At 66.6% G+C, this 18,581-nt stretch carries 15 protein-coding genes; 4 read left to right on the plus strand and 11 right to left on the minus strand.

All coding sequences use genetic code 11. The features are described from left to right. From LZ005_RS09715 to wrbA, 5 genes are read right to left on the minus strand one after another with little or no spacing between them, the layout of a single operon-like run. Complete coding sequence (locus tag LZ005_RS09715; protein ID WP_237807116.1) at window positions 1-1,065, minus strand: carotenoid 1,2-hydratase; 1,065 nt, start codon at window positions 1,063-1,065, stop codon at window positions 1-3. Continuing rightward, window positions 1,065-3,590 carry an FtsX-like permease family protein gene (locus LZ005_RS09720; protein WP_237807119.1) on the minus strand — a complete coding sequence of 842 codons (2,526 nt, stop codon included), beginning with the start codon at window positions 3,588-3,590 and terminating at the stop codon, window positions 1,065-1,067. The genes LZ005_RS09715 and LZ005_RS09720 overlap by 1 nt, the downstream gene beginning before the upstream one ends. A gap of 1 nt (window position 3,591) precedes the next feature. Next, a complete protein-coding gene (locus LZ005_RS09725; protein WP_237807121.1) occupies window positions 3,592-4,995 on the minus strand; it encodes an FAD-binding oxidoreductase in 1,404 nt (467 codons plus the stop codon). Further along, window positions 4,992-5,393, minus strand: a complete 402-nt coding sequence (locus tag LZ005_RS09730) for a DUF2069 domain-containing protein (protein ID WP_237807123.1) — start codon at window positions 5,391-5,393, stop codon at window positions 4,992-4,994. Before LZ005_RS09730 ends, LZ005_RS09725 begins: the two co-directional genes overlap by 4 nt. Further along, window positions 5,383-6,003 (minus strand): NAD(P)H:quinone oxidoreductase, encoded by a 621-nt coding sequence (wrbA, locus tag LZ005_RS09735; RefSeq protein ID WP_237807124.1) that lies wholly within the window; start codon window positions 6,001-6,003, stop codon window positions 5,383-5,385. The genes LZ005_RS09730 and wrbA overlap by 11 nt, the downstream gene beginning before the upstream one ends. A 49-nt stretch (window positions 6,004-6,052) precedes the next feature. On the opposite strand from wrbA, the gene LZ005_RS09740 reads away from it, so the two are divergent. Next, the gene (locus tag LZ005_RS09740) at window positions 6,053-7,366 is read left to right on the plus strand and encodes a YihY family inner membrane protein (protein ID WP_237807126.1); all 1,314 of its coding nucleotides are present in this window, start codon (window positions 6,053-6,055) and stop codon (window positions 7,364-7,366) included. Here the strand turns inward: LZ005_RS09740 and LZ005_RS09745 are convergent. From LZ005_RS09745 to LZ005_RS09755, 3 genes are read right to left on the minus strand one after another with little or no spacing between them, the layout of a single operon-like run. Continuing rightward, window positions 7,356-7,652 (minus strand): DUF962 domain-containing protein, encoded by a 297-nt coding sequence (locus LZ005_RS09745; protein WP_237807128.1) that lies wholly within the window; start codon window positions 7,650-7,652, stop codon window positions 7,356-7,358. The genes LZ005_RS09740 and LZ005_RS09745 overlap by 11 nt on opposite strands. Before the next feature lie 3 nt (window positions 7,653-7,655). Further along, complete coding sequence (locus tag LZ005_RS09750; RefSeq protein WP_237807130.1) at window positions 7,656-8,471, minus strand: alpha/beta fold hydrolase; 816 nt, start codon at window positions 8,469-8,471, stop codon at window positions 7,656-7,658. A gap of 1 nt (window position 8,472) precedes the next feature. After that, window positions 8,473-9,783, minus strand: a complete 1,311-nt coding sequence (locus LZ005_RS09755; protein WP_237807132.1) for an O-acetylhomoserine aminocarboxypropyltransferase — start codon at window positions 9,781-9,783, stop codon at window positions 8,473-8,475. Between the two features lie 142 nt (window positions 9,784-9,925). Here LZ005_RS09755 and LZ005_RS09760 point away from each other — a divergent pair, with 142 nt between their 5' ends. After that, window positions 9,926-10,381, plus strand: coding sequence for a CBS domain-containing protein (locus tag LZ005_RS09760; protein ID WP_237807134.1), 456 nt, complete (start codon window positions 9,926-9,928; stop codon window positions 10,379-10,381). Window positions 10,382-10,419: 38 nt separating this feature from the next. Here the strand turns inward: LZ005_RS09760 and LZ005_RS09765 are convergent, their stop codons facing one another. After that, window positions 10,420-12,678, minus strand: a complete 2,259-nt coding sequence (locus LZ005_RS09765; RefSeq protein ID WP_237807136.1) for a bifunctional diguanylate cyclase/phosphodiesterase — start codon at window positions 12,676-12,678, stop codon at window positions 10,420-10,422. Window positions 12,679-12,845: 167 nt separating this feature from the next. On the opposite strand from LZ005_RS09765, the gene aroC reads away from it, so the two are divergent. Both aroC and LZ005_RS09775 read left to right on the plus strand, forming a co-directional pair. Then, complete coding sequence (gene aroC, locus LZ005_RS09770) at window positions 12,846-13,940, plus strand: chorismate synthase (protein ID WP_237807138.1); 1,095 nt, start codon at window positions 12,846-12,848, stop codon at window positions 13,938-13,940. After that, a complete protein-coding gene (locus tag LZ005_RS09775; protein ID WP_237807166.1) occupies window positions 13,940-15,085 on the plus strand; it encodes an MFS transporter in 1,146 nt (381 codons plus the stop codon). The genes aroC and LZ005_RS09775 overlap by 1 nt, the downstream gene beginning before the upstream one ends. A 1-nt stretch (window position 15,086) precedes the next feature. On the opposite strand, the gene LZ005_RS09780 is transcribed toward LZ005_RS09775, so the two are convergent. After that, window positions 15,087-16,574 carry an HDOD domain-containing protein gene (locus LZ005_RS09780; RefSeq protein WP_237807168.1) on the minus strand — a complete coding sequence of 496 codons (1,488 nt, stop codon included), beginning with the start codon at window positions 16,572-16,574 and terminating at the stop codon, window positions 15,087-15,089. After that, window positions 16,571-18,307 carry a bifunctional diguanylate cyclase/phosphodiesterase gene (locus tag LZ005_RS09785; RefSeq protein ID WP_237807170.1) on the minus strand — a complete coding sequence of 579 codons (1,737 nt, stop codon included), beginning with the start codon at window positions 18,305-18,307 and terminating at the stop codon, window positions 16,571-16,573. The genes LZ005_RS09780 and LZ005_RS09785 overlap by 4 nt, the downstream gene beginning before the upstream one ends. Between the last annotated feature and the right edge of the window lie 274 nt (window positions 18,308-18,581).

The following is an 18,581-nucleotide window of genomic DNA, read 5'->3' on the forward strand; positions in this document are numbered from 1 at the left end:
TTAAAGCTGCATTTGGCGGGCGTATCCCGTCATTTCAAGGTAGCCGTGTCCGGCCGGCTTGCCGTTTTGTTCCAGGCGCACGGCGCCCTCCCAGTAGACGGCGCCGGTGCTGCGGCGGGCGTCGAGTTCCTGGTCGGGCATCAGGGGGCGCAATTGCCAGCTGTCCTTGCCAAGGCTGAGGCCGGTGGCAACCGGGTAGCGCGCCTGGGTGCGCGGCGAGGTCCAGGTGCTGCTCGGCGTGAAGCTGACCTGGTCCGGTCCGTAGGCCTCGCTACGGCCATCGGCGCGGCGGCGCACGGCGTGGGCCCATAGTTTACCACCGCTGAGCGCGCGGATCTGGAAGGCCATCAGCGCGGAGCCGTCGTCGAGGTTGGCGCCGACCCAGTCCCAGCCGGCGGCCTTTGGGTCGAGCGCGGTGCTCGACCATTCGTGGTCGAGCCAGGCGTCCCCGCTGACCGTCTCGCGCGTTTTGCCCTGCACGACGCTGCCGCTGACGCGCAGCTGTGGCTCGCTATAGTAGTAGCTGGCGTGCTCGGGGCGCGGTCCCTTCTGCGAATAGCCTTGCTGGCCCTGCAGCAGGCGCGGCTGGGTCGGGCTGAAGATCAGGTCGTAGCTGAGCTCGGCATCGCGCACGCTGGCCTGGTAGCGGCCGTCCGGCAGGCGCTGCAGGCGCCATTGGTCGAGGCCGACGTCGGTGTCGCCTTCGCGCGCCCAGGCCAGACCGAGGCCGGCGCGGGTGCTGCGCTGGACGTGCAGCAGCTTGCCGCGGCGGGCGTCGGCCAGGGCGGCGTGGCCGATGATGATCTGGGTCGGGGCGAAGGCGCTCGGGTTGGCGCGGTCGTGCCCGGTAGCGCTGCGGAAGAAAGTGATCTGAAAACCGAGCTTGGCGCCGCTGGCCGTGCTCAGCCAGCCGGTGGCATACCACCACTCGGTCTTGAAGCTCGGATGGGCGCCGAGGTCGGCCGGGAAGTTCAGGGTCTTGCCGGGCGTGACCGGGGTGAAGGCGGGCGGCGCGGCGAAGGCGGCGCTGGCCAGCAGCAGTAGCAGACAGAGCAGGCGGCGCATCACCAGTCCTCCCGTACCGCGCGGATCGGGCCGCCGGAGAGTGCGTGCCGGCCCGCGCCCAGGGCCGTCAGGCTGGCGGCGCCCAGCAGCAGCGCCGCCACGGCGCCGATCAGCGGCCAGGGCAGGTGCAGCTCCATGCTCCAGTGGAAGGACTGCGGATTGACCACATCCACCAGCACCAGGCTGATCACGAAGCCCAGCGCGAAACCGCACACGATGCCCAGGCCGGTCAGGGCCGCGCCTTCGAGCGCGAGCTGGCCCAGCACCTGGGCGCGCGTCACGCCGATATGGCGCAGCATGCCGAACTCGCGCGCACGGGCGATGGTTTGGGCCGAAAAGGTGGCCGCCACACCGAACAGGCCGACCAGAATCGCTACGCCTTCGAGCAGATAGGTGACGGCGAAGCTGCGGTCGAACACCTGCAGGCTGATGCTGTGGATGGTCTCTGGCTGGACCACGACCAGATCGGCGCCGTAGGGCTGGGCGCGCAAGGTGGCGGCCAGCGTCTCGGCCTTGACGCCGGGCTGCACATACAGGGCGGCGTCGCTGACATCCAGATCGCCGCTGAAGGCGCGGTAGCTGGCCAGCGGCAGCACCACCGAGCCGGTCGGGCGCGCATAGTCGCGCCAGACGCCGGCGACGTACAGGGCGCGCAGCTGGCCGCCAATCGGCAGGCGCAGGGTGCTGCCGGGTTTGGTCTGGTAGAGGTCGATCATCGCTTCGGACACCCAGACTGGCGTCGCGCCGCTTGGCACCGGCAGGCTGGGGCCGACCAGGAACAGGGCGCGGTCCGGGTGCTGCAGGTCGAAGTCGCGCGCAATCAGGGCGACGGCCGGGCGGGCCGGATCGAGTTGCACGGCGCGGGTACGCAGAAACTCCACGCGCTGCAGGCCGGGCAGGGCGGCCATGGCGCGCTGTTCGGCCGGGCCGAGGGCGGCGCTGTCGCCCGCCATGGCGGCGCGCACATACAGGTCGGCCGGCAGGATGTGGCGCATCCAGTCGTCGAGCGAGACGCGGAAGCTGGCCACCATGATGGCCATCGCCACCATCAGGCTGAACGAGGACAGCACGCCGCCCATCGCCACCGAGGCCTGGCCCGGCGCATTGGCCAGGCGGGCCAGGGCCATGGCCGGCACCGGCGCCAGGCGGCCGGCGCGGCGTGCAATGGCGCCAAACAGGGTGGCGGCAAAGCGCGGCATCAGGCTGATGGCGCCGACCAGCAGCAGCGCCACGGCCAGATAGCCGAAGATCGGCAGTTCATATACGGGCGGCAGCAGCACGAACACGCCCGCCAGCGCCAGGCACAGCAAGCCGGGCCAGACGCGCGCCACCGTGGCCAGGGCCGCTTCTTCATTACCGGATTTGAGGGCGGCGGCGGGTGCGGCGCGCGCCGCATCCAGGGCCGGGGCCAGACAACCGGCCACCGCCACGCCAAGACCGAGCAGGAAGTAGACGAGGGCGCCGAGCGGGGCCGGCTGCAGCTCGGGCGCGACGCCGGCGAAGAAACCGGCGCCGAGGTCGCCGCCGAGCAGGCGCAGGGTCGCCGCGGCGATCGCGTAGCCACCGGCCACCCCGAGCGCGGAACCGACCACGCCCAGGGCCAGGCCCTCACGCAGAATCTGGCGCAGCAGCTGGCCGCGCTCCAGGCCCAGCACGCGCAGCAGCGCAAACTGGCTGCGCCGCCGCACCACGGACAGGGCCTGGGTGGAAAACACCAGGAAGGCGCCGGTGAACAGGGCCACCAGGGCCAGCACGGTCAGATTGACGCGGTAGGCGCGGCTGACGTTCTGCTGTTTGTCGAGCGCGGCCTCGCCACCGGGCTGTTCGACCAGGAAGCGGCCCGGATAGCGGGCATTGAGCTCGGTCTGCAGGCTGTGCTGGAAGGCGGCGCGGTCGAGCCCGGCCTCGAGGCGCAGGTCGATGCGCGACAGCTTGCCCAGCTGGGCCAGGCGCCACTGGGCCGTGCCGATATCGAGCACGGCCAGGCGCTGCCCGGCGCGCGCCTGGGCCAGGGTGCCGGCTACGCGCAGCGTCACTTCGCCGGCGCCGACGCGCAGGCTCATACGCTCGCCGGTCTGCTTGTGCAGCCAGGTCTGGGCCGCGGGCGAGAGGAAAATGGCGTCGTCGGCCAGAATGTCCTGCGGCGCATTGGCATCGGGCAGCGGCAGCAGCTGCGGGCTGAGCGTCGGCGCACGCAGCGCATCGATGCCGATCAGCTTGAGCGTGCCATGGGCGCCGCTGACGGCGGCCTCGAGTTCCAGCACGGGGGCTGCTTCGGCCACGCCGCGGTGACGGGCGATGTCGGCGTACAGGGCTTCGTCGAAGCTCGGTTCGGTGGCGCGCACTTGCAGCTCGGCCTGGCCAGCCAGGCCTTGCAGGGCGGCGCCGAATTCGTTCAGGGCGGCGGCATTGATCAGGTGGATGGCGAAGCCGAGCGCGACGCCAATCGCAATGGCGGCAATCGCCACTAGCGCGCGCACCGGATGGGCGCGCCATTCGCCAAGAATCAGCCAGCGTGCCAGCATCTCAGAGCACTTTTCCGGGGTTCATGATGTTGAGCGGGTCGAGCGCCTGCTTGATGGCAGCCATGATGGCGAGCTCCACCGGCGACTTGTAGCGCTGCAGTTCCTCGCGCTTGAGGGCGCCAATGCCGTGTTCGGCCGAAATCGAGCCGCCATGGGCATCGACCTGATCGTGCACGATGCGGTTGATTGCGGCCTGATTGCTGAGGAAGGCCTCGTGCGAGGCGCCCGCGGCAGGGGCGACATTGAAGTGCAGGTTGCCGTCGCCCAGGTGGCCGAAGCACACGACCTGGCAGCCCGGAAAGGCCGTGCCGAGGGCTGCCTCGGCCGCCTGGATGAAGTCGCCGATGCGCGAAATCGGCACCGACACATCGTGCTTGATATTCTTGCCGGCCGCGGCCTGGGCCATCGAAATATGCTCGCGCACGGCCCACAGGCCCTGCGACTGGGCCTGGGATTCGGCCACGACGGCGTCGCTGCACAGGCCGGCGGCCAGGGCCTCGCCGATGCTGCTTTCCAGCAGGGCCGTGACATGGGCCTCGGATTCGCTGCTCGACAGTTCCACCAGCACGTACTGCGCCGGCCCCTTGGGGAAGGGGCGCGGCAGCTGAGGGAAGTGGGTCGCCACCAGATCCAGACACAGGCGCGACATCAGCTCAAAGCCGGTCAGGCTGGCGCCGCAGGCTTCCTGCAGCCGGGCCAGCAGGGCTAAGGCCTGCTGCGGCGTATCGAGCGCGACCATCGCCACGCGCACAGCCTTGGGCTGCGGATAGAGCTTGAGCACGGCCGCCGTGATGATGCCGAGCGTGCCTTCGGCGCCGATGTACAGGTCGCGCAGGTCGTAGCCGGTATTGTCCTTGCGCAGGCCGCGCAGACCGCTCCACACCTCGCCCTGGGGCGTGACCACTTCCAGCCCCAGGCAGAGTTCGCGCGTATTCCCGTAGCGCAGCACGGCCGTGCCGCCCGCATTCGTCGACAGATTGCCGCCGATCGTGCAGCTGCCTTCCGAGGCCAGCGACAGCGGGAACAGGCAGCCCGCATGGGCCGCCGCTTCCTGAATCTGCTGCAGAATACAGCCGGCCTCGACGGTGACGGTGCGGTTCAGCACGTCGATACTGCGCACCTTATTCAGGCGTGCCAGCGACAGCACGACGGCCTGGCCGCTCGCGTCCGGCACCGAGCCGAGCACCAGACCCGTGCGCCCGCCCTGGGGCACGATCGGCACGCCGGCGCTCGCGCACAGACGCACGATGGCGGCCACCTGCTCGGTATTGGCCGGCCGCAGCACGGCCCGGGCGGCGCCCGTGAAGCGGCCGCGCCAGTCGGTCAGATAGGGCGCGCAGTCGGCCCCCGTCAACACCTGATCGGCGCCCAGCAGGGCCACGCAGTCGTGCAGAAAATCGCTCATTTACTGGCGTTCACCTTGTCGATCAGTTCCTTGGCCAGGCGCTTGGCCTCGCGCTTGTAGGGCCGCAGGAACAGTATGCTGGCGAGGAAGAACACCAGCACCAGGGCCGTTTCGCCCCAGGCCATCAGGCGCGAGGCGGGGTCGGTGTCGCTGTAGCCGCGCACCACGCCCTCGGTGAAGTACAGCAGGATCATCATCGACGACCACTGCAGCGTGTAGACGTCGCGCTTGATCACGCCACGCAGCGGCACCAGCAGCGGCAGAGCCTTGAGGGCCAGCAGCGAGCCGCCCGGCTTGAGCGGGGCCACCCAGACTTCCCAGGCCAGCAGCCAGAAGATCAGGATGACGATGCTGGCCAGCGCGGCCGCGTGAAAGCCTTTTTGCGCCTTACTCAGCATGGCGCCCCCGTGCCAGCTGGCGGGCCGTCTCAGCCAGACGCTTGCCGAGCGCGATCGCCAGGCGCTTTTCGTCCTCGCTGATCGGCTTTTTGCCTTCCAGGCCGGACCAATGGGTGGCGCCATAGGGGCTGCCGCCGCTGGCCGTGGTCATCAGCTCGGGATGGGTGTAGGGCAGGCCGAGCACCAGCATGCCGTGATGCAGCAGCGGCAGCATCATCGACAGCAGCGTCGATTCCTGGCCGCCGTGCAGGCTGCCGGTCGAGGTGAAGACGACGGCCGGTTTGCCGACCAGCGTGCCGCTGAGCCAGTCGGCCGAGGTGCCATCGAGGAAGTATTTGAGGGCGGCGGCCATATTCCCGAAGCGCGTCGGCGAGCCCAGGGCCAGGCCCGCGCATTCCTGCAGGTCGGCCAGCTCGACATAGGGCGAACCATGATCGGGCACGGCCGGGGCGGTCGCTTCGGACACGGGCGAGACGGCCGGCACGGTGCGCAGGCGGGCGTCGACCCCGGGCACGCTCTCGATGCCTTGGGCGATCAGCTGGGCCAGCTGGCGCGTGGCGCCGTGACGGGAATAATATAAAACAAGAATTATCAGGTTCTGGGAGCTCATCGTTGGTATTATAGGGCGCTTTGCCAGAGGGAGTTTTCGCAGTTCGTCCATGCTTTCCAAGACCGTCCAGTCCATTTCGCGCTCGACCACCGATATGATTAATGCCGGCGTCGATGTCGTCCGTGGCCTCACCCTGAGCGAGGCGCGCGACCTGTTCCGCTTCGCCTATCGCCGTCTCGGGCAGGAAAAGCTGCCGGAAGTGGCGGGCAGCCTGACGTTTACGACCGTGCTCTCGCTGGTGCCGCTGCTGACGATCTGCTTCGCCATCTTCACCACCTTCCCAATGTTCGAGGCTTTCGAGGTCGGCCTGCAGAAGTATTTCGCCCAGAGCCTGATTCCGAAGGGGATTGCCAGCACCATCCTCAACCATCTGACCCAGTTTGCCAACAAGGCGTCGCGCGTCTCCTTCTTCGGCGCGATTGCCCTGCTGATCACGTCGGGCCTGACCCTGCACCAGATCGAACAGGCCTTCAACCAGATCTGGCGTGTGCGCCGTCCGCGGCCGCTGGCCCAGCGCGCCCTGATCTACTGGGCCCTGATGACGGTCGGCCCGCTGCTGATCGGCCTGTCCGTGACGGTGACCTCGCAGCTGTTCATGGCCACCAGCGGCCTGCTGGCGCGCTGGCCCTTCATCGGCACGATGTTCTACACCACCTTGTCGGTGGCCCTGACCTCGGGCGCCTTCATGCTGCTCTACCTGACCGTGCCGAACCGCTATGTGGACTGGCGCGACGCGCTCTGGGGCGGGGTGGTGGCCGGCCTGTGCTTTGAAATCGCCAAGCGCCTGTTTGCCGTGTTCATCCAGCAGTTCCCCAGCTATGCCGTCGTGTATGGCGCGCTGGCGGCGCTGCCGCTGTTCCTCATCTGGGTGTATCTGTGCTGGATGATCGCCCTGATCGGCGCACTGCTGACGGCCTCGCTGCCGGTCGTCAAATACGAACGCTGGTGGTATGCACCCGGCCCCGGCGATGAATTCATCGATGCAGTGGCGATTCTGGAAGTGCTGTACCGCCAGGGGCGCGAGCGCAAATCGGCGCTGACCAGCCGGGTGGCGATCCGCTACTACACGCGGGTGGGCTTCGATGAGATGCTCGACCTGCTCGAAAAAATGGAGCAGGCCGGTTGGGTCGGACGGGTGCAGGTGGAGCAGCCGCGCAAGCTGGGCGCCTGGGGCAAGAAGATCCGCTATCAGGCCGAACACTGGGTCTTGCTGGCCAATCCGGACCAGGTGCGCCTGGCCGATGTCTACCGCATGTTCGTGTTCCAGGGCGACGGCCCGCTGGCGCGCAAGGTCGACGCGATCGTCGAGTCCGGTCTGGACCAGTCGATCGGCGCCTACTTCAACGCGGCCCCTACCAGCTGATCTTCCCGTTCAGCATCTGCCAGTACATCACCCAGTCGCCGCGGAAGGAATACAGTGGGTAAGTGAAGGTGGCCGGGCGGTTTTTCTCATGGACGAAATGCCCGATCCAGGCGCAGCCGTAGCCGGCCACCAGCGCCGCCGGGCCCCACCACCAGTCGAAAGTCATCAGGAGCTGGGCCAGGCAGATCAGGGCCAGGGTCGAACCGATGAAATGCCAGCGCCGGCACAGGCGGTTGGCATGCTGCGACAGATAAAACGGGTAGAACTCGGCGAAGCTCGTGTACATGCTTTAACTCCAGGGCAGGCTGGCGGCAAAGGCGCGCAAGGCATCGAGGACGGCGTCGGGCTGCTCCTGCATCAGGGCATGGCCGGCCTCGACCATCACGATCTTGCCATGCGCGATAGACGCTGTCAGCCCCTTGGCCGAGCGGGCCGGCGTCATCATGTCCTTGCTGCCAAAGATGAACAGGGTCGGACAGCTGACGGCCGCGGCCGCCGCGGCGCCGTTGGCGTACTGGTTGCAGGCCGCAAAGTCCGTGTAGAACAGCTGGGCCGGGTTGATGGCAGACATGCGCTGCATCAGGCGGCGCGCCGCGCCGTGCACGCTGACGCCCGGGCCGGCCGTGGACGGGCGCGGCAGCTGCGAGGCATGCGACCAGGCCGTGACCATCTCGATGGCCTGGGGCTCGTTGTCGCGCGCCGTGGCGAGCAGGGCGTCGGCCACCTTCATCGGATAGGTGCTGCCCAGCATGGCCAGGCCCGCGATGCGCGCCGGCGCGCGGGCCGCCGCTTCGAGCGCGATCAGCGAGCCCATGCTGTGGCCGATCAGCGCGGCGCGGGCAATCCCGGCCGCGTCCAGCAGGGCCCACAGCCAGTCGGCCATGGCTTCCACGCTGCTAAGGGCGGGCGCTGCGCTGCGGCCGTGGCCGGGCAGGTCGAGGGCCAGTACGTTGTAGCCGTGGTGGGCCAGTGCGCGGCTTTGCAGCGCCCACACCGAATGGTCGTTCTGGGCGCCATGGATGAACACCAGGCTGGGCTTGGCCGGGTCGAGCGCTTTGCCACCCGTGTAGACATAGGCGGGCAGGCCGTTGACGTGGAATTCCATCTCAGGCCCCTTTCTGCGAAGCTTTGAGCGCGCGCGCCAGATCCTCGATCAGGTCGTCGGCATCTTCGAGACCGACCGACAGGCGCATCGTGCCTTCGCCGATACCGGCCGCGGCCAGCTGGGCGCTGGGCACGCGGAAATGCGTGGTCGAGGCTGGATGGATGACGAGGGACTTGGCGTCGCCCACATTGGCCAGGTGCGAGAACACCTTGAGCGACTCGACAAAGCGCTGGCCGGCCGCGCGGTCGCCCTTGAGCGTGAACGAGAACACGGCGCCGCAGCCCTTGGGCAGCAGGCGCTGGGCCAGCGCATGGTCGGGGTGGCTGTCGAGCTCGGGATAGGCGATCGCTTCGACGGCCGCCTGCTTGCTCAGAAACTCAACCACCTTGCGCGTATTGGCCACATGGCGCTCCATGCGCATGCCCAGGGTTTCGATTCCCTGCAGGATGGCAAAGGCGTTATGCGGGCTCATGCACGCGCCGAAGTCGCGCAGGCCTTCGCGCCTGGCGCGCAGGGCAAACGCGCCGACCGTCGACTCCTCGCTGAACACCATGCCATGAAAGCCCTCGTACGGCTCGCACAGGGTGGGGAAACGGCCGCTGCGCGTGTGCGCCGCCTGCCAGTCGAAGTTGCCGCTGTCGACCAGCAGGCCGCCGATGGCCGTGCCATGGCCGCACAGAAATTTGGTCGCCGAGTGGAACACCAGGTCGGCGCCGTGGTCGAAAGGTTTGAGCAGGGCCGGCGTGGTGAAGGTTGCATCGACCAGCAGCGGCAGGTCGTGCTCATGCGCCAGGGCGGCCACGGCCGGGATGTCGAGCACATCCAGGCCCGGGTTGCCCAGCGCTTCTGCGAACAACAGCTTGGTGTTCGGGCGAATCGCCGCGCGCCAGGCATCGTGGTCGCGCGGGTCGACAAACGTGGTGTCGACGCCGAAGCGCTTCATCGTGTAGGCCAGCAGATTGTGCGAGCCGCCATACAGTGCGCGCGACGCCACGATGTGGTCGCCGGCGCCGGCCAGCGTAGCCAGGGCCAGGTGCAGGGCGGCCTGGCCACTGGCCGTGGCAATGCCGGCCACACCGCCTTCGAGCGCGGCGATACGTTCTTCCAGCACCGCATTGGTGGGGTTGGAGATGCGCGAGTACACATGCCCGGCGCGTTCCATGTTGAACAGCGCCGCCGCGTGCTCGGCATCGCGGAAGGCAAACGAGGAGCTGAAATACACAGGGGTGGCACGCGCCCCGGTCGCCGGATCCGGCGCCGAACCCGCGTGCAGGGCCAGGGTGTCAAAGCCCGGGGAGAGGTTTCCGCTCATGGCATTCTTCTCGGTAAAAAAGATGGGGCGCATCGTAGCACCCTTGCGACAGCGGCCGCCAGCGCAAAACTGGATTTTTTAGCATGCATCGGCTACAGTCCTTGTGAATAAGTATTTTCACCCGCTGCGAAGGATGGCCATCATGAAAGTTTCTGAAATTCTCCAAGTCAAGGGCGACATCCTCTACACCGTGACGCCGGACATGCCCCTGGTCGAAGCCGCCAACACGATGGCCGAGCGCGACATCGGTTCCCTGGTGGTGATGGAGTACGGCGACCTGGTCGGCATGCTGACCTTCCGCGAGGTGATGAAGGCCCTGCACGCCAATGGCGGCGCGCTCGGCGCGGGCACGGTGCGCAAGCACATGGACGACCATCCGCTGACGGTGACGCCCGAGACCGAGGTCAATGAGGTGCGCCGCATGATGCTGGAAAAGCATGCGCGCTATCTGCCGGTGATGAACGCCAAAACCCTGCTCGGCGTGATTTCCTTCTACGACGTGGCCAAGGCCGTGCTCGAAGCCCAGAGCTTCGAGAACAAGATGCTCAAGGCCTATATCCGCGACTGGCCGGCTGAAACGACCCAGGAAGACGAGTAAGCATCAGGGGCGCCGCGGCGCCCCTGATTGTTGCTGGCTCAGGCGGCGCTGGCCGTGTCCTGATTCAGCCACTCGAGCAGGGCCGGCGCCGCCATCGGGCGCGCGTACAGGAAACCCTGGGCCACCGGGCAGCCGATGGCGTGCAGGATTTGCGCCTGGCGCTCGTCTTCGACCCCTTCCGCCACGATCGACAGGCCGAGATTGCGGCCCAGCTGGCAAACCATTTCGGCAATGCTGGAGCCGCGCGCCGAACTCGTGATCTCGGTGACGAAGGCGCGGTCGATCTTCAGACGGTCAACCTGCAGGCGCTGCAGATAGGACAGCGAGGAAAAGCCGGTGCCGAAATCGTCAATCGCAATCGAGACGCCGGTCTGCTTGACCTGGCTGAGCATCTTGATCAGCAGATCGGGTTCTTCCATCGCCATCGATTCGGTGATTTCGAGTTCGACGAATTCGGGCGGCGCCTTGGTTTCCTCGAGCGCATTGCGCAGGATGTCGAGGAAGAATGGGTGGCGGAACTGCACCTGCGAGACGTTGATCGAGATCGTGAAGTCCAGGTAGCCGAGCTCGCGCAGGCGCACGAGTTCGCGCATGGCCGTGCGCATCACCATTTCGCCGATATCGATGATCAGGCCCGAGTACTCGGCGATCGGGATGAAGCGGTCGGGCGTGATGAACTTGCCATCGGCCGTCTGCCAGCGCAGCAGGGCCTCGGCCCCGACCGGGCGGCGCGTGGCGATGTCGATCTGCGGCTGATACACGACATACAGTTCGTTCTTGGCGAAGCCGTTGCGCAGGGCGTGCATCATGCGCACGCGCTCGCGGATCTCGACGCCCATGGAGCGCGAGAAATAGAAATGGCCGGCGCGCTGCATCGACTTGGCGCGCTTGAGCGCGATGTCGGCGTCCTTCAGGGCGTCGGCGCCGCTGCCGTCATGCTCGGCCAGGCGCACCAGGCCCATGGTGGCGGTCAGCTGCACGTCCTGGCCGTCGATCGAGAAGGGCGTGTCGAACAGCGGCAGCACGGTGTCGGGATTGACGCTGCTGGACGAGCCGAGCACGCAGAAGATGTCGCCGCCAATGCGCGCCACCGTCAGCTCCGGGTCGAGCCGGTTCTTCAGACGTTCGGCCACGGCCAGCAGCAGCAGGTCGCCGAACTGGTGGCCGAGCGCGTCATTGGTCTCGGCAAAATGGTCGAGGTCGACCAGGGACAAGGTGGCGTCTTCGCGCGCCGGCGAATCGAGCACGCTGTCTAGGATTTCGATCAGGCGCGTGCGGTTCGGCAGCTTGGACAGCTGGTCGTAGAAGGCCGCATTGTGCAGGTGGGTGACCAGCTCCACATTGTCGAGCCCGACCGCCACGTGGCTGGTGAACACGTCGAGCAGGCGCAGTTCGATGTCTTCGATCGGCCGGGCCAGCTTGAAGTAGGCGGCGAAGTCGCGCCCGGCCTTGCCCGGGAAGTAGAGCAGCAGGTGGGCGTTTTCGTAGATGTTGGCGCGCTCGCTCAGCGCGCGCTCGAGCCCCGCAGCGACCTCGGGCGCATGGGCCACGCTCAGGCAGACCGCATCCAGATGGACGAAACTGCCGGCGCGCGCCACCACCATCAGCTCGTGCACGCCATGCAGCGGGCACTCCTTCACGCACAGCAGCCCGTCGGCGGGTTGGCCGAGCAGGCGGGCCACCTGGGCGAGCACGCCGGCGGCGAAATTATGCATGCCGTGCAGGGCCATCAGCTCGGTGCCGGCGCGCACGATCTGGTCGAGCCCGCGCCGGCTGGCATTGATGGCGCGGATCTGCTCGTAGGAGCGGATCGCCGCCGTCACCGTCGTGTACAGCTTGATGCGCGTGAGTTCGGACTTGGTCTTGTAGTCGTTGATGTCGAAATCGCGGATGGCGTCGATCTCGGGCGCGTAGCCGGGCTGCCCGGTGCGCAGGATGATGCGCACATCGGCCAGCTTCAGGGTTTCGCGGATATAGCGCACCAGGTGCAGGCCGGCGTCGTCCTGTTCCATCACGACGTCGAGCAGGATCACGGCCAGATCGGTTTCGCGCGCGAGCAGGGTGCGCGCTTCCTCGGCCGAATAGGCGTGCACGAATTCGAGCGGGCGGTGCTGCATGTCCAGATTGCCGAGCGCGAAAGTCGTGGTCGAGTGCACGTCTTCATCGTCGTCGATGATCATGACGCGCCAGGCCGGGCGGGACGCGGCAGGAACCTCGGCGGCTGGCGGTTCCTCGAGGAAGACCAGATCGTCGTGTTCGTCCTCGGGAAGTTCCGAAGGCGCGCTCGTCAAGGGCATGAATTCCATCTCCAGCATGCAGATTATGGCCACAGTATATAGCGGATTGTTACGAAAATGGCAGGGGGAGGCGTTTTGCCCACAGTGCGCTTTCCGTATAGGGCAGAACCGGGCCGGGGCAGGGCTGGTAGAATGTGATTTCCCATTGTTTTCATCGGCAGATTCCTATGTCCGGCAATACTTTCGGTAAGCTTTTCACGGTCACCACGTTTGGCGAGTCGCACGGCCCCGCCATCGGCTGTGTGGTCGATGGCGTACCGCCGGGCCTGGCGCTGTCGGAGGCCGATATCCAGCCCGAACTGGACCGCCGCAAGCCCGGCACCTCGCGCCACGTCACCCAAAGGCAGGAAGCGGATCGGGTGGAAATCTTGTCAGGTGTGTACGAAGGCCGCACGACCGGCACCCCGGTCATGCTTTTGATCCGCAATGAGGACCAGCGTTCCAAGGACTACGGCAATATCGTCGAACGTTTTCGTCCCGGCCATGCCGACTACACCTACTGGCACAAATACGGCATCCGCGATCCGCGCGGCGGCGGGCGCTCCTCGGCGCGCCTGACGGCGCCGGTGGTGGGCGCGGCGGCGATCGCCAAGAAATGGCTGCACGAACAGTATGGCACCGTCATCCGCGGCTGCATGAGCCAGCTGGGCGAGATCGCCGTGCCTTTTCAGGGCTGGGAGCATGTGCACGCCAACCCCTTCTTTGCCGCCAGCGGCGACGCCGCCCTGATCGCGCAGATGGAAGCGGCGATGGATGAACTTCGCCGCGCCGGCGACTCGATCGGCGCGCGCATCGATGTCTGCGCCAGCGGCGTGCCGGTGGGCCTGGGCCAGCCGATCTACGACAAGCTCGACGCCGACATCGCCTACGCCATGATGGGCATTAATGCCGTCAAGGGGGTCGAGATCGGAGCTGGTTTCCGCTCGGTGGCGCAGAAGGGCTCGGAGCATGGCGACGAGCTGACGCTGCAGGGCTTCCTCAGCAATAACGCAGGCGGCGTGCTGGGCGGGATTTCGACCGGCCAGGACATCACGGTGTCGATTGCGATCAAGCCGACGTCCTCGATCCGGGTGCCGCGCCGCTCGATCGACAAGGCGGGCGAGGAAGTGCTGGTCGAGACCTTCGGCCGCCACGATCCCTGCGTCGGCATCCGCGCCACCCCGATCGCCGAGGCCATGCTGGCCCTGGTGCTGATCGACCACGCGCTGATGCACCGCGCCCAGTGCGGCGACGTGCACGTGGACACCCCGAAGATCGCCTGATGGCGCCAGTCCAGCGCGCACGCTATTCGGGCTTCCTGTTCGTCTACTACGCCCATGCGGGCGTGTTCACCACCTTCGCCAGTTTGCTGTTTGCGGCGCGCGGCATGTCCGCGCCCCAGGTCGGCATTCTGATGTCCTTGATTCCGGTGATGCGCATCGTCGGCCCGAACGTCTGGGGCTGGGTGGCCGACCGCAGCGGCCAGCGCCTGACGGTGCTGCGCGCCACGGCGATCGCGGCATTAGTTGCATTTGCAACGATTTTTGTGGCCGACAGTTTTCCCGCTCTGTTCTGGGCCATGCTGTTTCTGAACCTGTTCACCAGCGCCCAGACCCCACTCGGCGAGGCCCTGATGCTGACCGAGATGCGCGGCGACGTGGCGCGCTACGGCAAGGTGCGCCTGTGGGGCTCGGCCGGCTTTATCGCGGCCGTGCTCGGCTTCGGCTATGTGCTCGAACTGTATGGCATCCATCTGCTGCCTTGGCTGGCCGGCGCCATGCTGGTGCTGACGGTGCTGGCCACATTCACGATCCGCGCGGTGGCCCCGCTGCCGCATACGAGCGCGCCGCTGCCGCTCGGCCAGGTGCTGCGCAAGCGCGAGGTGCAGGCCTTTTTCATCTCGACCGGGCTGGCCGTGGCGGCCCACATGTCGCTGTACGCCTACTACTCGCTGTTCCTCGAAGTGCATGGCTACAGCAAGACGGTGATCGGCATGATGTGGTCGCTGGGCGTGCTGTGCGAGATTGTGTTCTTCAATTTTCAGGCGCCCGTGTTCGGCCGCTTCGGGGCCGCGCGCGTGATGCAGGCGGCGCTGCTGGTCGGCTGCCTGCGCTTTGCGCTGATCGGGGCGGCGGCCGAGTTCAGCGCTGTGCTGGTGGCCATGCAGTGCCTGCATGCGCTGACGTTTGCAGCCCACCACAGCGCCAGCATCGTGACCCTGCAGCGTTGGTTCAGCGGGCCGTTGCTGGCGCGCGGGCAGGCCTTGTTCATCAGCCTGGCGTATGGGGTGGGTGGTTCGATCGGCGGGCTGGCGATGGCGGCCGCGTGGAAGCAGTTCGGGCCGTCCTCGGTGTATTACCTGGCGGCCCTGTTTGCCCTGGGTGCGTGGTGGTGGGCGCGGCGCGCGACGGCGCCGCATCCGGTCTGACTCAGGCGAGCTTGCTCGCCACTTCCACCTGCAGGCGGCGTTCGACCGTCTTCACCACCAGGCCGCGGATATCATTGAGCAGGCCGAATTCCGTCTGGCTCAGCTGAATTTCGGGGAAGCTCTCGTCCCAGTCGCCGTAGATGAAGCCGGCCGGCTGGCCATTGGTCAGCAGCGGCAGGATCACGAAGCTGCGCGCCGTCGACAGGGTGTTCTTCCACCAGTCGGGCAGCTTGGCGGCGAATTTCGGGTCCTTGGCGTTTTCGATGAAGATCACGCGGTCGCTGTTGAGCGCGGCGTGGAAAACGTTCGGCTCGTAGGCGTCGGAAAACACCATCTGCGGAATCAGCTCGCGCACGCCGGTGCCGAAGCCCATCTTGGCGACGTACTGCTTGTCGCGCCGGTTGCGCAGGAAGGCCACGGTACGGGTGAATTCCAGGCCCTGATAGACGGTTTCGAGCGCCATCGACATCATCTGGCCAGGGCTGGCCGTGGCCTGGACGTCGCGCATGTCGGCCACGCCGGAAATCAGAATCTTGTTGCCCTCGGCCCGGATGCGCATCGCCGCCAGTTGCTTGACGCGCTTCTCGTGCGGCTTGGCCAGCGGGGCGATCGACAGGTCGTTGGCGGCGCTGGCCCGCGCCTGGGCGATGGCGCCTTGCAGGATGCTGGGCTCGAGCCGCAGCATGGGGGCGAACGCGCTCAGGATGCGCTCGACTTCCTTGGCGCCGGCGGCGTCGTCGGCCCACATCTTGTCGGCGCACTGCGAGGCCATGGTCGACACGGTGGCGATCCAGTCGGCGTGCGAGAGTTCCTCGTCGTCGTCGCGCGGCGCGATCTGGCGCATGCCGGACAGCAGATTCTTGGGCAGGCCCCAGCGCTCGGCGGCGGCGCGGCCGATATCGGCCACGCTCAGGCCCAGCACGGCTTCAGCCGATTTGTCCTCGTTGCCGGCGCCGCCGTGCTGTTGCAGCATCAGCCAGCGGTCGGGCATGTAGAAAGTCAGCAGCATGCGGCCCAGCGTGTGCAGCATCGAGCAGACCACGGTCTCCTCGGCGTAGCGGCTGTGTGCGCTGGTGGCGACCTGCTGCGCGACCATCCCGGCCAGCACGGCCTTTTCCATCTCGGCATGGGCGATCGCCGAATTCGGCGAGGAATTGCTCAGTTCTTCGATCAGCTTCAGACCCAGGGCCAGGTGGCCGATCGCCTCGGTGCCGAGCACCAGCACGGCCTTGGAGACGGTGTTGATGCTCTGCCCAAACGCCGAATACATGCCCGAATTGGCCAGGCGCAGCACCTTATTGGTCAGCACCGGGTCGGACAGGACCGTCTGGGTCATATTGAATTCGTGCTCGTCCTCGCCGCGCATGGCGCCCAGGATGGCATTGATGGCCTTGGCGAAGGCCGGCATGTCGCCCTGTTGGCGCATACGCTCCCACAGCAGGGCCAGGGTCTTCTCGGCGGTGGCCGATTGCAGAGTGGTCGTCGTCATTGGCCCCCCGCGCGCAGATCGGATGGCATGAAGGCCTCGTACAGATTTTCCTTCAGGGCTGCCAGCGCGACATTGGCTGGCATCGGCTTACCAGTGAGGTAGCCCTGGATGTATTGGCAGCCGCGCTGTTCCAGGTAGTGCAATTGATCCTCGGTCTCGACACCCTCGGCGACGACCGAGAGCTCCATGTGTTTGGCCAGATCCAGCACCGCATTGCAGATGCCGGCGTCCTTGGTGCTCTCGGGCAGGTCCTTGATGAAAGCGCGGTCGACTTTGAGCACGGAAATCGGGAAACGCTTCAGATAGGCGAGCGACGAATAGCCGGTGCCGAAGTCGTCGATGGCGATGCGCGCTTTGCGCTCGGCCATCTTGCCCAGAATCGTTTCGGCGTGGGCCGGATCGATCATCAGCGTGCCTTCCGTAATTTCCAACACGAGCTGTTCGCCCGGAACGCCCGAAAACGCGATCGCGTCGTCGAGCACCTCAAGGAATTTATCGTTACGGAATTGGCGCGGACTGATATTGACCGAGATATAGAGCGGGCGCTTGGCCACCTCTTCAAATTGCTTGAGTTGGACGCAGGCCGCCTTCAGCGCCCAGGCGCCGAGCAGATTGATCAGGCCATTGGTCTCGGCGATCGGGATGAAGCGCGCCGGCGGCACCATGCCCAGGCCCGGATGCTTCCAGCGCATCAGGGTCTCGAAACCCTGGATCTGGCGCGTCGGCGCATCCACAATGGGCTGGTAGTAGAGCAGGAATTCGCCCTCGCGGATGGCCTGGAACATGGCCGCCTCGAGCGAGATATCGTGCTGCGGCGGCCCGCCCGCGCGCTGGCTGTAGGTGATCGCGCGGCCCTTGCCGGTTTCCTTGGCGCGCGACAGGGCGGCGTCGGCCAGAGCCAGCAGGCGGTTGTCGTCCTCGGCGTGCTGGGGGTAGATCGAGACCCCGATCGAGGCGCCGACATAGATCGTGTGATTGTCGATTTCGAAGGGCGACTGGAGGGTGGCCAGCAGGCGCCCGGTGACCAGCTTGATCTGGGCCTCGCTGAAGGTGCCGGGCAGCACGGCCACGAATTCATCGCCGCCGACGCGCGCCAGCGTGTCCGAGTCGCGCAGCACCTTGCGCAGGCGCTGGCCGGCCTGGCGCAGCACGGCGTCGCCAATTGGGTGGCCGAGGCCGTCATTGACTTTCTTGAAGCCGTCCAGACCCACCGTGGCGACCGAGAAGCCCTGGCCCGAGCGGCGCGCCTGGGCGATCACCATGCGGATCCGGTCCGACAACAGCAGGCGGTTGGGCAGCTCGGTCAGGGCGTCATGGGTGGCCATGTGGCGCAGGCGCTCTTCGGTGGCGTGCTGGGCCGTCATATCGCGCCCGACCACCAACAATTCCTCGGCGGCGCTGGCGCTTTGCTCGAAACTATTGAGGCGCAGCTCGAACCAGATTTCTTTCTCGGGAGTCTTGAGGCGGGCTTCGACGCGCACCGGCTGGCGGTATTGGCCGGTGTCGGCAATGGCATTCTGGAGCGCGGGCTGGTCGGTGTCGGGCGCGAGATCGCTGAGCAGCGTGCCGTTCAGTTCGTGGGCCAGGCCAATCAGCAGGGCCGCGCGGCGGCTGGCAAACAGAATCCGCCCGTCGAGATCGAGCCGGAACACGACATCGCCCGCCGCTTCCATGAGCGTTGCCAGTTCCTGGCGCGGCGCGGCGTCTGTTGATGTCGGGGCAGGGGACTGCATCTTCTGTTTTTTGACTAATTGTGTTTGGCGTCGTGGCAGTTTACCAAAGCTGACGTGAATGTATCAGAGAAACATACAGCAAAGCATTAAAAAACAGCTTTTAAGCCCTTGATTTCGCACACCTTGATGTGGCGCAGATGCCGCGTTGGCCTTGATTTGGGGCAACTTTCTGACCAGTGCGCGATTGGCTTGCCGCCGTCGCCGCTTTCGGCTAGCCTGCCATTTGCCTGCATTGTCGCGCAATCGCCATGCATGTGCGACGCTTTGTGCAACA

Source organism: Massilia sp. TS11 (assembly GCF_022012445.1).
In the GTDB taxonomy this organism is placed as follows: domain Bacteria; phylum Pseudomonadota; class Gammaproteobacteria; order Burkholderiales; family Burkholderiaceae_D; genus Telluria.